The sequence below is a fragment of the Lysinibacillus macroides genome, assembly GCF_001281525.1.
Taxonomy (GTDB): domain Bacteria; phylum Bacillota; class Bacilli; order Bacillales_A; family Planococcaceae; genus Lysinibacillus; species Lysinibacillus macroides.
In genome coordinates this window covers 486,708-500,685 of record NZ_LGCI01000005.1, presented here as the reverse complement: position 1 = coordinate 500,685, position 13,978 = coordinate 486,708, and the positions used below count along the sequence as shown (strand labels likewise).

Annotated in this window: 13 protein-coding genes; all 13 read right to left on the bottom strand. The window is 38.7% G+C overall.

Annotated elements, in window-relative coordinates; all coding sequences use genetic code 11:
- Positions 1-33: 33 nt before the first annotated feature.
- Positions 34-1,095, bottom strand: coding sequence for a recombinase RecA (gene recA / locus ADM90_RS05280; RefSeq protein WP_053993992.1), 1,062 nt, complete (start codon positions 1,093-1,095; stop codon positions 34-36).
- Between the two features lie 161 nt (positions 1,096-1,256).
- Entirely contained in the window at positions 1,257-2,516 is a 1,260-nt protein-coding gene (locus tag ADM90_RS05275) for a competence/damage-inducible protein A (RefSeq protein ID WP_053993991.1), read from the bottom strand.
- A gap of 17 nt (positions 2,517-2,533) precedes the next feature.
- On the bottom strand, positions 2,534-3,112 hold the full coding sequence (gene pgsA, locus ADM90_RS05270) for a CDP-diacylglycerol--glycerol-3-phosphate 3-phosphatidyltransferase (RefSeq protein ID WP_053993990.1): 579 nt from the start codon (positions 3,110-3,112) through the stop codon (positions 2,534-2,536).
- Positions 3,113-3,159: 47 nt separating this feature from the next.
- Complete coding sequence (locus ADM90_RS05265; RefSeq protein WP_200908516.1) at positions 3,160-4,080, bottom strand: helix-turn-helix domain-containing protein; 921 nt, start codon at positions 4,078-4,080, stop codon at positions 3,160-3,162.
- A 16-nt stretch (positions 4,081-4,096) separates the two neighbouring features.
- A complete protein-coding gene (locus tag ADM90_RS05260) occupies positions 4,097-4,882 on the bottom strand; it encodes a DUF3388 domain-containing protein (RefSeq protein ID WP_053993989.1) in 786 nt (261 codons plus the stop codon).
- Positions 4,883-5,098: 216 nt separating this feature from the next.
- Positions 5,099-5,356 carry a DUF3243 domain-containing protein gene (locus tag ADM90_RS05255; protein ID WP_053993988.1) on the bottom strand — a complete coding sequence of 86 codons (258 nt, stop codon included), beginning with the start codon at positions 5,354-5,356 and terminating at the stop codon, positions 5,099-5,101.
- 44 nt (positions 5,357-5,400) lie between these two features.
- The gene (gene ymfI / locus ADM90_RS05250) at positions 5,401-6,129 is read right to left on the bottom strand and encodes an elongation factor P 5-aminopentanone reductase (protein WP_053993987.1); all 729 of its coding nucleotides are present in this window, start codon (positions 6,127-6,129) and stop codon (positions 5,401-5,403) included.
- Entirely contained in the window at positions 6,126-7,427 is a 1,302-nt protein-coding gene (gene yfmH / locus ADM90_RS05245) for an EF-P 5-aminopentanol modification-associated protein YfmH (protein ID WP_053993986.1), read from the bottom strand. Before yfmH ends, ymfI begins: the two co-directional genes overlap by 4 nt.
- Complete coding sequence (gene yfmF / locus ADM90_RS05240) at positions 7,424-8,695, bottom strand: EF-P 5-aminopentanol modification-associated protein YfmF (protein WP_053993985.1); 1,272 nt, start codon at positions 8,693-8,695, stop codon at positions 7,424-7,426. Before yfmF ends, yfmH begins: the two co-directional genes overlap by 4 nt.
- Before the next feature lie 186 nt (positions 8,696-8,881).
- Positions 8,882-9,841, bottom strand: a complete 960-nt coding sequence (locus ADM90_RS05235; protein WP_053993984.1) for an ABC transporter permease — start codon at positions 9,839-9,841, stop codon at positions 8,882-8,884.
- Between the two features lies 1 nt (position 9,842).
- Complete coding sequence (locus ADM90_RS05230) at positions 9,843-10,889, bottom strand: ABC transporter permease (RefSeq protein ID WP_053993983.1); 1,047 nt, start codon at positions 10,887-10,889, stop codon at positions 9,843-9,845.
- Entirely contained in the window at positions 10,889-12,436 is a 1,548-nt protein-coding gene (locus ADM90_RS05225) for an ABC transporter ATP-binding protein (RefSeq protein ID WP_053993982.1), read from the bottom strand. Before ADM90_RS05225 ends, ADM90_RS05230 begins: the two co-directional genes overlap by 1 nt.
- A 414-nt stretch (positions 12,437-12,850) precedes the next feature.
- Positions 12,851-13,936, bottom strand: coding sequence for a BMP family lipoprotein (locus ADM90_RS05220; RefSeq protein ID WP_053993981.1), 1,086 nt, complete (start codon positions 13,934-13,936; stop codon positions 12,851-12,853).
- Positions 13,937-13,978 lie beyond the last annotated feature (42 nt).

The window sequence follows — 13,978 nt, the reverse complement described above, 5'->3', positions numbered from 1 at the left end:
TCCTACTTTTAGCGCAAGAGCAATGCATTGATCCTATTCTTCTTCGAGAAGAGACAGTAATTCTTCGTCCATTTCTTCCTCTTCATGTGCAGCAATTGTATAAGAAGCAGCAGCAATACCATAGGAAGAACGAATTTTGTTAGCGATTTCCTCCATTACTGCAGGATTTTCTTTTAAATATTGTTTCGCATTTTCTCGTCCTTGACCTAAACGCTCATCCCCATATGCGTACCAAGAACCACTTTTTTGCACAATATCTAATTCTACACCTAAATCGACTGTTTCGCCCTCTTTAGAAATCCCTTCTCCATACATAATATCTACCTCTGCTGTACGGAAAGGTGGCGCTACTTTATTTTTCACAATTTTTACCTTTGTACGGTTACCCATAATATCATTACCTTGCTTAATTGCCTCTGCACGACGTACCTCTAAACGCACAGAGCTATAGAATTTAAGCGCACGTCCACCTGGTGTTGTCTCTGGATTGCCAAACATGACACCAATTTTTTCACGAACTTGGTTAATAAAAATAGCAATTGTTTTGGATTTATTAATCGCTCCTGACAGTTTACGTAAAGCTTGTGACATTAGACGAGCTTGTAAGCCGACATGAGAATCCCCCATATCCCCTTCAATTTCTGCTTTTGGCACTAAGGCTGCAACAGAGTCAATAACAATAATATCAATCGCTCCACTGCGTACTAAAGCTTCTGCGATTTCAAGTGCCTGTTCCCCTGTATCTGGCTGTGATAATAGTAACTCATCAATATTAACCCCTAATTTCTGGGCATAGATTGGGTCCAGCGCATGCTCAGCATCGATAAATGCTGCTTGTCCACCTGTCGCTTGCACTTCAGCAATAGCGTGTAGTGCAACAGTTGTTTTACCTGATGATTCAGGTCCATATACTTCAATAATTCGTCCACGCGGATAACCACCTACACCTAATGCTGCATCAAGCGCTAACGATCCACTTGAAGATGTCGCAATTTCTAAGTCGGTTTTTTCCCCAAGCTTCATGATGGAACCTTTACCAAAATTCTTTTCAATTTGTTTTAGTGCCTGTTCTAAGGCTGCTTTACGATCACTCATTCATTTTCCTCCTTCGAAAACGGTTCATTGTTTTTGTCTATCTCTACTATACTTGCTTTTAAGAAATCACGCAAGAAAAAAGCGAACATTTATTCGTTTATTCTTCAAAATAAAAATTTGGATAGTTTTCTTCTACCCAAATTTCTATTTTTCACCTTATTTTAATAACGCTTTTTATAACCACGTTCTTCTAACTGTTGCATTAAATAATGACACGCAAATTTCACTGCGCGCAGTCGATTCGTATTCCGCATACCAGATAGGTGCAGTAAATATGTAAGAGGCTTTTCATCATTAATGGCAATACCAATCCAAACCGTACCTACTGGCTGATGATCATGTGCTGTGGGACCTGCTTCTCCTGTAAGACCAATCCCAATATTTGTAGCAAATTTTTCACGCACAGCACTTGCCATTGCCGCTGCACACTCGCTACTTACCACACCATGTGTATCAATTAGTTTTTGTGCAATGCCGAGCTGTTTTACTTTCGCATCAGCTGTATAGGTAACAACGCCTCCTATCAGCGCATTGCCTACCCCAGGAATTTCCGCAAGCTCAGATTGAAATAACCCAGCTGTTAAACTTTCCGCAGCAGCAATTGTTAGCTCATTATCCAGCAGCATTTCAACCGTTTTGGAGGCCAGCGAATCATCATTGACCCCATATTGATAGTCACCCACAAGTGCCTGTATCTCTGCAACTTTGGCATCAATCAGCTGGTGTGCTTGCTGTTCTGTTGGTGCTTTAGCTGTGACACGCAACGTTACCTCACCATCTGACGCGAGTGGTGCAACAGTGGGATTTGTTTGAGCATCTAAAATAGCTTGAACGCGTACCTCAAGCTCAGCCTCACCAATCCCATAAAAGCGCATAACATGAGAAGCAATCGTTCCTCCATCATTAAGCATAGCAGCGAGCTTTGGCTTTGCCTCAAATTGGAACATTGGCTCTAGCTCTTTCGGTGGCCCTGGCAGTAAAATATAAGTGTGTTGATCCTTTTTAAAAATCATGCCAGGCGCCATGCCATGATGATTTGCTAACACTTCACTGCCTGCTAAAACCAATGCCTGTTTACGATTATTATCCGTCATTGAACGACCTCGTTTAGCAAAAAATTGCTCAATATACGTTAAGGCAACTTCATCCATTTTAAGCTGGACACCAACATGACGAGCGATTGTCTCCTTTGTTAAATCATCCTTTGTAGGACCAAGCCCACCCGAAAAAATAATTAAATCTGCACGAGACTCAGCCACTTCAATAGCCTGCTCTAAACGTTTAGCATTATCGCCAACTACAGTATGGTAAAAAACATTTATGCCTAGCTCAGAAAGCTGGCTCGAGATAAATTTTGCATTTGTATTCGTAATTTGACCTAATAATAGTTCAGAGCCAACTGCAAGAATTTCAGCATTCATGATACACAAGACCTTTCTTATTTAGACTCAAGTAAAACACGTCGATTTAGATAGAAATAATCCCACCCAGACCATAATGTAAAGAACAATGCAATATAAAGCATAATGATATCGAAGGGAATACCAATAAGTGTAAAGATTGTATTGTGTAAAAGAGCTGCCGCAATCGCTACAATTTGTGCCCATGTTTTTATTTTTCCTAGCTGATTGGCAGCAACGACTTCTCCTCCACCTGCCAAAATTAGTCGCAAACCTGTTACTGCAAATTCACGGCTAATAATAAGAATGATGATCCAAGCTGGTGCCATCTTTAGTTCTACCATTAAAATAAAAGCAGCTGATACAAGCAATTTATCAGCGAGTGGATCTAAAAATTTCCCAAATGTTGTGACAAGATTATATTTACGTGCGTAATAACCATCCACCCAATCCGTTGTGGAAGCTAGGATAAAAATAAGTGCTCCTACAAAATGATGGACGGGCATCTCCGCACCAAACAATGTCAATGTTCCCCAGCCAAAATCAAACATCATCACAATAACAAAAAATGGAATAAGCAAGATTCGAGAGATGGTAATTTTATTTGGAATGTTCATTTTTCTAACACCTTTCATGATGAAAGAAAGTAGTCACCACAGGATGACTACTGTTCTTTATTGAAATTGATGACGATATTTTGCGTGACAATTTGCTGTGCATACGTTAGAGGCTCGTCATTAATAAAGATTTTCGCCTGCGTTGAATTACCAAGACGGATACGCACATAGCTTTCAGCAGTGGCATCAAATTCCACTACCTCTCCAGCATTATAGACATCTGTCCTCTCCAATAACTCCTGTTGCTGTTGGTTACGAATCCCAATAAATGTAGGACCTGAAACTTCAATGCGAATTTTGAGTGCATCTGTACCTGTTAACGTATAAGAAGTTGTTGCTCCGTCTGCTTCAACAGTACCCGCGGAAATTGTTTGCTTCGTTTCTTCATCTTCAGGTTGTTCTTCATCAGCTGGTGTTTCTTCTGTAGCATTTGTATCCTGTTTATCATCTGTCTGAGCATCTTTATTGTCTTTTTTATCTTTTTCGCTATCAATTGGTTTGACTTGCGTATCGTATTCCATTTCAGGCGTTGCATTGTCAACTTCTGTCGATGCTGGGCTATTTCTGGATTGCCATAGCACCCATATTACCACAATAATCACAATAATAAATAAAGCGACAATAATTTTGGGCATGGCCTCCATTAATTTATTGGAAGGGCCTTTTGTTACCTTACGTCTGCTAGGACTATTTGTTATGGATTGGCTTACTTGATCGTTTGGTGTACTTGGCAGTTCATTTTTATAAGTCTCTAAAATTTCTTCTGCGTTTAAACCAACAGCCTCTGCATATTGCTTAATAAAAGCTCGTACATAAAACGAACCAGGCATAATGGAATAATTGCCCTCTTCAATTCCTACTAAATAACGTTTTTGAATTTTCGTTATTTCCTGTAAATCGTCTAAACTGTAGCCTTTAGACAGTCTCGCCTCTTTCAGTCGAGTCCCTAATTCTGCCACTAATAACACCTACTTTAACATCAAATTAAAAATTAAATCCTCCAAATGAATCAGATTCGGACATATGATTTTTTTCCATTATTTCATAAGTAATTTCTTCATCGTTGTGATGACGTAGTTCAATAATATAGTCAAAATCTTCTATCTTATATTCTGAATGCTGAACAAACATGTCAGGATGCTCTACTACTTTGATACATGGCATGTTCATCATTTCACGCACTAACTGCATATGGCGCTCATCGGATGAACGGCGTGTTACAATACCATCTAATATAAAAATATTATTACTACTAAATTCATCTCCCACAAGCTTATTACGAACAGTTTGCTTAATCATTGTAGATGATAGGAAAATCCACTTTTTATTGGCACAAACACTTGCTGCAACAACTGATTCCGTTTTCCCCACACGTGGCATCCCACGTATACCAATCAGTTTATGTCCCTCTTTTTTAAAGAGTTCTGCCATAAAATCGACTAAAATTCCCAGCTCATCCCGCACAAAGTGGAAGGTATTTTTTTCGTCCGCATCTCGAGGAATATAATGACCATGTCTAAGCGCTAAACGGTCTCGAAGTTTTGGCTGTCGAAATTTGGTTACGTTAATATGTTCCATTGTCGAAACAATTGTCCGAAAACGTTCAATTGCTTCATCATTGTCTGTATGCACTAACATACCACGTCGATCCTCATCAACGCCATTTATTGATATAATATTGACACGAAGCATCCCTAAAAGTGAAGCAATATCTCCTAATAATCCAGGGCGATTCACCTGAATTTCATATTCAAAGTACCAATCGCTCAAACACACTCGTTCCCTTCCTATTAGTTAACGTAAAAAATCCTTTATAAGTTCCATCATAGCTGATTTTTTATGTAATGGAAAGTTAGAATGCATGGAATTACAGCGTTATTTTTAAAAACATACTAATTTTTTTAGATGCGTATTAGATAGGCTTACATACGTTCCCGTTTTTAGTGGAAGTGTATAGAAAAAAGAGGAGATTAGCTCTCCTCTTTTTTACTGTACATGCTTATTTTGTACAAGCTTTACGACACAATTCGCCAAGGCATGCTTTTCATCTTCAGAGGCAACGCCCCATAAATCCGACAGCACGCGCTCTTGTTCATTTTTAGGATCGACATTGGCCGCCAAATATTCACCAATTTGTACAGCAGCTTGTTGAATCATTTGCTTTGGCATACCGCTTGATTCTGCTTGCATCACATTTTGTCCTAAAAACGATGTCCATTTTTGCCAGTTTTCTAAAATGGTCATATGCTCCTCCTCCTTTACACATGTAGTATGTGCAAAGGACAGTATTATATGTACCAACCTCCATTTAATCGAAGAATTTGTCCTGTTACATAATCAGCCTTCCCTGACAAATAAAAACGTACCATTTCAGCTACATCCTTTGTTTGTCCAATCTCGCCTAGTGGAATATCTTCTAAAATATAATCGAGTTCCTCTTGACTTAAATGGCTGTTCATAGATGTATTGATAAAACCTGGAGCAATTGCATTCACTCTGATACGAGATAATGCAGCCTCTTTTGCAAAAGATTTAACAAAGGCATGCTGTGCCCCTTTGACAGTCGCATACAGTGCTTCTCCTGCTGAGCCTGCTTCTCCCCAAATAGAGCCAATAAATAGCACATAACTAACAGCATGTTTGCGAAGTTTGCCAGCAAGTAGAGCTGTTAGTCGCATAGGGTTTTGTACATGAACGCGCCATAAGGCATCCATATCCTCCACTGCTGTTTCCTCCAGCAATGCATAATGTGCTTGCCCATTTGCAAAAACAATAGCTTGCACATTAAAAATCTGTGGAGCTACCATATCAGCACCAGTGGATGTTGAAAAATCTCCCTGTACAAGCATAAACTCTTGTGCAGGGAAATTATTCGACAGAAAATCGTATAAAGCCTGTGCTGCTGGAAGATTTTGCGAATAATGTATATAGAGGGACCAGCCATCTTCCGCTAAACTTCGACAAATAGCGTGACCAATCTCACCCGATGCACCTAAGATAAGCGCAAACTTTTTCACTGTGCAGCCTGCTTGGTTGGTAAAATTTTGAATATAGTTTGTTGAGATTCACCTTGAATCGAAGCAAAAGCCTTATGCAAATCATCAGTCGTTAATTCTTCGAGAACTGGGACTACATCAAATAAATTCATATCGTTAAATGAATAACGTGTAAATTGGTTTGCAATAAACTCAATAGAATTGAGTGCACGTAAGAAGAAGCCGATTTTTTTACGCTTTATTCGCTCTAAATCAGCACTTTCAAACTTAGCATCTCCCTCATATTTTGCTAATTCTGCTAGAATGGCCTGTGCCAATTGATTCGGCTCTGTTGAATCAGATCCAATCATAGCAAAGCCAAAGCCCTTTTCTAATGTAAAATCAAAGGCATAGGTTTCATCAATTAAGCCTACTTCATAAACATGTTCATAAAATTTAGAGGTACGTCCAAAAATAATCTCAAGCGCAATTTGAACAGCTAGCTCATGTTTCAACATGTCACGACCGGATAAATTTGTTTCCTTTGCCTTTAGGCCAACATATACCTTAGGCTTTTGTACATCCATATTTAATGTACGTTCTTTAATGGCTACCTCTGTCGGCTCTTTGTCAAAGAAGCGTTGAATGGGTGTAGGTTCAGAGAATTCCTTTTTCCCTTGATTTTCACGAATAAAGGTCATCATTTCCTCTGGATCTACTGCCCCAATTACAAATAATAACATATTGGATGGATGGTAAAAAGTATTGTAGCATGTATATAAATGATCTGCCGTAATCCCGTCAATGGATTCAATTGTCCCTGCGATATCAATTTTCACAGGATGCTGATGGTACATATTTTCAATTGTCCCAAAATATAAACGCCAATCAGGCTGGTCATCATACATGGTAATTTCCTGCCCAATAATACCCTTTTCCTTGTTAACAGTCGCTTCTGTAAAGTATGGCTCCTGGACAAAATTTAATAATGTTTCTGTACTTTTATAAATATGATCCGTGGATGAAAATAAATAAGCCGTACGTGTAAATGATGTAAAGGCATTGGCAGAAGCACCATACTCGCTAAATTTCTGAAAAACATCGCCGTCTTCTTTTTCAAACATTTTATGCTCTAAAAAATGAGCAATACCATCTGGTACTGTTACGCTTTCCGTTTCACCAATTGGCACAAATGTACGATCAACAGAGCCATATTTAGTTGTAAATGTTACAAAGGTTTTTGAAAAACCTTTTTTCGGTAAAATATAAACGTCTAAGCCATTCGCTAGTTTTTCATAATAAAGTGTTTCATCTAATTGCTTAAATTCAATTGTCTTCATTGGGCGGCTTGCTCCTTTCCATATAAGAAATAGACCGCTTCAAGCTGCACTTGCTTCGCCATCTCCACAACATCTTCCTTCGTCACAGCTTTCCACTTATTCGCCCAAGCTTCCACAGAGAACTCCTCGGGTAAATTTTTATATTGATCAAAAATTTCAATTTGTCCACGTGCAGAATCTAAGGATTCCTTTAACTGATTCGTCAGCATTGCCTTTGTTTGCTCCAGCTCTAAATCTGAAATAGTTCCTGTCTGCATAGCAACTAATTGTTCTTTAATTAATGACAATGCTTTTTCTTCATTTTTAGCCTCAATACCAGAAACCACAAAAATTAAACCATAATGTGAAGCATAGGCACTTGAGGCATAATAAGCCAAGCTTTCTTTTTCACGGACATTCATAAATAATTTAGCATGTGGATAGCCGCCAAAAATACCATTAAAAATTTGCATTTTGGCAAAGTCTGGATCACCGAATTTAACGGCTGTACTAAAGCCAATATGCAATTTCCCTTGCTTCATCTCATGCTGTTCTCTTACATAATCATTGTCAGGGTGCTGTTGTGGCAACACTGCTGGCACTTCCTCTGGTGTGCGGTCTTTAAATGGTAGCGCTTGCTGTAATTTTGCTACAATTTCTGCTTCATTAATATCGCCAGCGACATAAATATCTATTTTATCATCAGCAAGCATGGATTGATAGGCTTCAAATAGCGAGTCAGGTGTAATTTTTCGAATTTCCTCTACACTACCATTTGCTGAAATGGAGGCAGGCTCATTTGGTCTTAAAATTTGTTGCAAACGAACCTGTGCAAAACGAGATTTATCATCAAAAATCGATTCAATACGTTGAATAACGGTTTGCTTCTCACGTTCTACAATGGATTCCTTAAAGACACCGTTTTCTAAATTTGGCTCAAAAATTGCTGTGTGTAATAAATCAAGTACATGGTTTAACACACTTGTATTGGCTAAATAATGATCATTCACAGTCTCAACATTCATCAGCACTGTATGTTCATTGCCACGCTTTGATGTATCAAAATATAACACAGTGCCATACAAGTCGTCTAAAAAGCTTCGAAAAGCAGCCGTTGTCTTATATTTAGCATTACTGTGCTGTAGTACATTTGTTAACACTGTACGTTCTGATGCACTTTTAGCTGTTAATGCTCTTCTCCATTTAATTGAAAAATTTACGGTTTTAAATTGGGTCGTTTGTCGGATATGCAAATTGACACCTTTTGCAAAAGGTATTGTTTTAAACATATGAAACCCTCCTATCCTTCTTAATATAACGATGTACTACACATACTATACATGTCTATTGTCTATAATTGCAAAAAGAATCCAAAGTATGTATGGAAAAATTAAAAAATACACTGTACTAGCTAAGTTGACATAGCAAAAAGACTGAGCATCTTTCGCTCAGTCTTTTAAAGCGTGACCTTGTTCCTAGCGTTTCCCTTTAATATATGGTTGTCCGCTAGCTTTTGGTGCATTTGCTTTACCAATAAAGCCTGCTAATGCAAGAATTGTTAGCACATATGGTAAAATTTGCAGATAGACAGCTGGCACATTTTCGATAAATGGAATCTGACTTCCTGCAATACTTAATGTTTGTGCTAACCCAAAGAATAGGGCCGCACCTAATGCACCAATTGGATGCCATTTCCCAAAAATCATCGCTGCAATGGCCATAAAGCCCTGTCCAGCAATTGTTGCATGTGAGAAATCACCTGTAATTGTTTGTGCATAGACTGCACCGCCAAGCCCGCCTAATGCCCCAGAAATGACAACGGCAATATAACGCATTTTATTAACATTGATCCCCATTGTATCTGCTGCCATTGGATGCTCACCAACTGCGCGAAGACGTAAGCCAAATGGCGTTTTATAAATAATAAACCATGCACCAATGGCTACTGCAAAGGCTAAAATCGATGTACTATAAACATCACGGAATAATAAAGGTCCAAAGAATGGAATATTCTCTAAATAGGGAATAGCAAAGCGGCCAATTGGTCGTGTAATCATATCTGTTTGACCTTTATCATAAATCATTTTTACTAAAAAGACAGAAACAGCTAAGCCCAATAAGTTGATAGCCACCCCTGATACCGTTTGATCAGCACGGAAGGAAATGGAAGCTACTGCATGGAAAAGAGAGAAAATCCCACCAATTACAACAGCCGCTAACATCGCTATCCAAATGGTTGCTGCACCTAATTGTGAAGCATACTCTAAATTTACATATATCCCAACAAAAGCGCCAATAATCATTAAGCCTTCTAGTCCGATGTTGACAACACCAGAGCGTTCAGAGAATACACCACCGATAGCTGTAAATATTAAAGGTGTTGCATAAAGAATTGCTGAAGGGATGATGAAATATAACATTTCTAAAAAGCTCATGTTATTGTCCCTCCTTTTTCTTGCTCAGCTTCTGTAAGCCTACTCGAATAATGTAACCTGATGCAACGAAGAAAATAATTAATGCGATAATAATCGATACAATTTCTTCTGGAATACCTGCAGCGTTTGGCATATTAAGAGCGCCATATTTCAAAGAACCAAAAAGAGAAGCACCGAATACTACCCCAAGCGGTGTATTCGCACCAAGCAGAGCAACGGCGATTCCATCAAAGCCAATACCTGTAAAGCCTGGTTTAATGGATGCGTTTTGGAACGTACCTAGCGCTTCCATCGCACCACCAAGACCTGCGAACATACCTGAAATCGTCATGGCTAAAATAATATTTTTGTTAACGCTCATACCTGCATAATCAGCCGCATTTTTGTTAAAACCTACTGCCTTTAGCTCATAGCCACGCGTTGTTTTTTCTAAAATAAACCACATCACTACGACCATTAAAAGGGCCACAATGATTCCATAGTGAAGACTTGAGTTGTCTGTAAGCTCTCTTAAAAATGGAGAACGTAATGAAGCCGACTCAAGAACACGTTCTGTTTTAAAACCGCCATCTGACAATTTTTTAATCACAGCGTTCGCAATATAAAGCGCCGTATAGTTCAGCATAATTGTCGCAATAACTTCATGTACTTTAAATTTCGCTTTTAAGAAACCTGCAATAAAGGCCCAAAACGCCCCTGCAGCTGCTGCCGCTAGCAATGCTAAGGGTAAGTGAATGACTTTCGGTAATTCAAATGCATAGCCTACCCAAGCCGCTGCTAGCCAGCCCAAAATCAGCTGACCTTCAACCCCAATATTAAATAAGCCTGTGCGGAAGGCAAATGCTACTGCAAGACCTGCCAATATATACGGTGTAATTTGACGAATTGTGTTCCCGATTGAATATGAATCTCCAAAAATACCTGTCCAAAGAGCGATATAACCTTGTATTGGATCATAGCCACTCACTACCATAACGATAGCGCCTACAATTAAACCGATAATAATAGAGACGATAGGAACGAGGATATTAATGACACGATTTGACATTAGTCGTTCCCCTCCTTCACATCACGCTTGTTATTTTTTTTACTTTGCCCTGCCATTAGTAAGCCAAGCTCTTGTTCTGTTGTTTGTTTTGGATTTAACTCATCGACAATTTGTCCATCATAAATAACAGCAATACGATCTGATACATTCATAACCTCATCTAATTCAAATGAGATTAACAGAACAGCTTTTCCTTTATCACGCTGCTCAATCAGGCGGGAGTGAATAAATTCAATAGCCCCTACATCGAGACCACGCGTTGGTAAAGCTGCAATTAATAAATCTGGGTTTCGGTCTATTTCACGACCAATAATCGCCTTTTGTTGGTTACCACCAGATAGCGCACGTGCTGGTGTCATTTCACCATTTCCTGTACGCACATCATATTCTTTAATGATTTGACGAGCTTTCTCTGATACTTTTTTATAATCCATCACAAAGCCTTTAGCAATTGGGGCTTGGTAATATGTCTGCAACACAATATTATGACCAATCGGAAAATCTAATACTAAGCCATGCTTATGACGGTCTTGTGGAATATGACCAACGCCTTCCTCTGTAATTTTACGAGGCTTCATGTTTGTAATATCTTGACCGTTTAGCTTCACAGTACCACTTTTAATTTTACGTAGACCTGTAATGGCCTCAATTAACTCGGACTGACCGTTACCATCAATACCAGCAATACCTACGATTTCACCTTTGCGAACATTCAGATGAAGTCCTTTTACTTTATCAATGTTTCGATAATCCGTTACAACCAAGTTCTCAATGGCTAGCACTTCTTCCGTTGGGTTTGCCTCAATTTTTTTCGTTTTAAATTCAACCTGACGGCCAACCATCATTTCAGCAAGCTGATTAGGGTTTGTGTTAGCGGTTACAACTGTGCCTATCCCTTCACCCTTACGAATAATTGTGACACGATCAGATACTTCCATAATTTCCTTCAGCTTATGGGTAATTAAAATAATGGATTTCCCCTCTGCAATAAGGCGTCGCATAATTTGGATTAACTCTGTAATTTCTTGTGGTGTTAAGGATGCTGTTGGTTCATCAAAAATTAAAATTTCAGCACCACGATACAATGTTTTTAAAATTTCAACACGTTGCTGCATCCCCACCGTAATATCTTCAATTTTGGCATACGGATCAACATCTAATCCATATTTTTCAGAAAGGGCTTGTACCTTTTTTGCCGCATCCTTGATATTAACAATTCCCATTTTAGTAGGCTCAGAACCTAAAATAATATTCTCTGTTACTGTAAAGTTTTCTACCAACATAAAGTGTTGATGCACCATACCAATTCCTAAATCATTGGCAACATTCGGGTTTGTAATTTTAACAGCCTTCCCACGAACACGGATTTCGCCACCCTCTGGTTGATACAAACCAAAAAGGACGTTCATTAAAGTCGATTTACCTGCACCATTTTCACCTAGCAATGCATGGATTTCGCCTTGTTTCAGTTGGAGGGTGATGTTATCATTCGCCACGAACTGTCCGAATTCTTTACGGATTCCTAGCATTTCAATCACATATTCCAATTTTGTCACTCCCTTAATAGGCACTATAGTAAGTAATTTTGCCTTAGCGCATACAATGACTGATGGTACAGATTAGCAATACGTCCAGTGCTTGAAATGGATAAGGCTTCGCAAGTTTGTCGCTTAATATGTAGTGCTGGCTAACAAACCCTTGTGCCTTCTTTCATTACCAGAGGCTATACTTTATTCACTGATTTAATCCCACCTATAGAGGTAGGTGTTTTGCTAAATTAACACAGGAAAGGTCATCGTTGAAACCTTTCTTCTATTAATTTGTTCCCATCAATATTTTTTCTTTATGACTACCTCATATGGTCATCAAATAGAGAATTGCAAATAATCTAAATATAACGATAGATTGAAAAATCATCATAAGGTCCTTCAAGAAGTCCCTTATGATGATCAAAAGATGAATTATTTTTCCACTTTTTCTGGAACGACAATTTCACCCTTAGCAATTTTTTCTTTATATTCATCGATTACCTTTTGTACATCTTCTGGAATTGCACCTCGTGAATCTGCAAGTTTAACGCCTTCTTCAGCTAAACCGTATACAAGCGTTTCTCCACCTGGGAATTCACCATTTTTTGCTTTATTTGAAATATCAACTACTGCTGTATTAACACCTTTTAACATAGAAGTTAATGTAACGTTTGTTTGGTCATCCACTTTACCTTCTTCGTATTGGTCAGCATCTACACCGATTACCCAAATATTCGCATCAGGATCTTTTTTCTTACGTTCTTTTGCTTCAGAGAATACACCATTACCAGTTGCACCAGCAGCATGGAAGATTACATCAACACCTGAAGAATACATGCTGTTTGCTGTAATTTTACCAACATCTGCTTTATCGAATGCACCTGTATATTTATCTTCGATCACGATATCAGGATTTACAGCTTTTGCCCCTTCAATAAACCCAGCTTCAAAGCGATTAATAACTGGAATATCTACGCCACCTACGAAACCAATTTTACCTGATTGGGACATTTTAGCAGCTGCTACACCTGCTAAGAACGCTCCCTCTTGCTCTTTAAACAGTACGGATACAACGTTATCTGCTGGTACTTCCGCATCAATAATCGCGAATTGACCCTCTGGATTTTCATCCGCAATAGCAGCCATCGCGTCCTCCATCATATAACCAATACCGAAAATTAAATTAAAGTCACGACGTAATAATGCGTTTAAGTTTGCATCATAGTCTGCATCTGATTTTGATTGTAAGTAGTCGAAGCCACCATCACCTTTTGATAATCCGTGTTCTTTACCGTAAGCTTGAACACCTTCCCATGCAGATTGGTTGAATGATTTGTCATCAACGCCACCTACGTCCGTAACCATCGCTACTGAGAAAGCTTCTTCTGTGTTGTTACCACCTGAAGCATTATCATTGTCTTTTGCAGGTTTGTCGTCGTCTTTTGCACCACATGCACCTAAAATAGCACTTGCCGCTAATACTGATGTTAATACTAAACCAAATTTACGTTTTTTCATGTTTTAACCCCCCAAAGGTATTGTAATTAGCAGGAAAAAATT

What these genes read in the sequence shown, in the direction of transcription:
- recA (WP_053993992.1), bottom strand. Translation starts at nt 1,095, where the DNA reads ATGAGTGATCGTAAAGCAGCCTTAGAACAGGCACTAAAACAAATTGAA.
- ADM90_RS05275 (WP_053993991.1), bottom strand. Translation starts at nt 2,516, where the DNA reads ATGAATGCTGAAATTCTTGCAGTTGGCTCTGAACTATTATTAGGTCAA.
- pgsA (WP_053993990.1), bottom strand. Translation starts at nt 3,112, where the DNA reads ATGAACATTCCAAATAAAATTACCATCTCTCGAATCTTGCTTATTCCA.
- ADM90_RS05255 (WP_053993988.1), bottom strand. Translation starts at nt 5,356, where the DNA reads ATGACCATTTTAGAAAACTGGCAAAAATGGACATCGTTTTTAGGACAA.
- yfmH (WP_053993986.1), bottom strand. Translation starts at nt 7,427, where the DNA reads ATGAAGACAATTGAATTTAAGCAATTAGATGAAACACTTTATTATGAA.
- yfmF (WP_053993985.1), bottom strand. Translation starts at nt 8,695, where the DNA reads ATGTTTAAAACAATACCTTTTGCAAAAGGTGTCAATTTGCATATCCGA.
- ADM90_RS05235 (WP_053993984.1), bottom strand. Translation starts at nt 9,841, where the DNA reads ATGAGCTTTTTAGAAATGTTATATTTCATCATCCCTTCAGCAATTCTT.
- ADM90_RS05230 (WP_053993983.1), bottom strand. Translation starts at nt 10,889, where the DNA reads ATGTCAAATCGTGTCATTAATATCCTCGTTCCTATCGTCTCTATTATT.
- ADM90_RS05220 (WP_053993981.1), bottom strand. Translation starts at nt 13,936, where the DNA reads ATGAAAAAACGTAAATTTGGTTTAGTATTAACATCAGTATTAGCGGCA.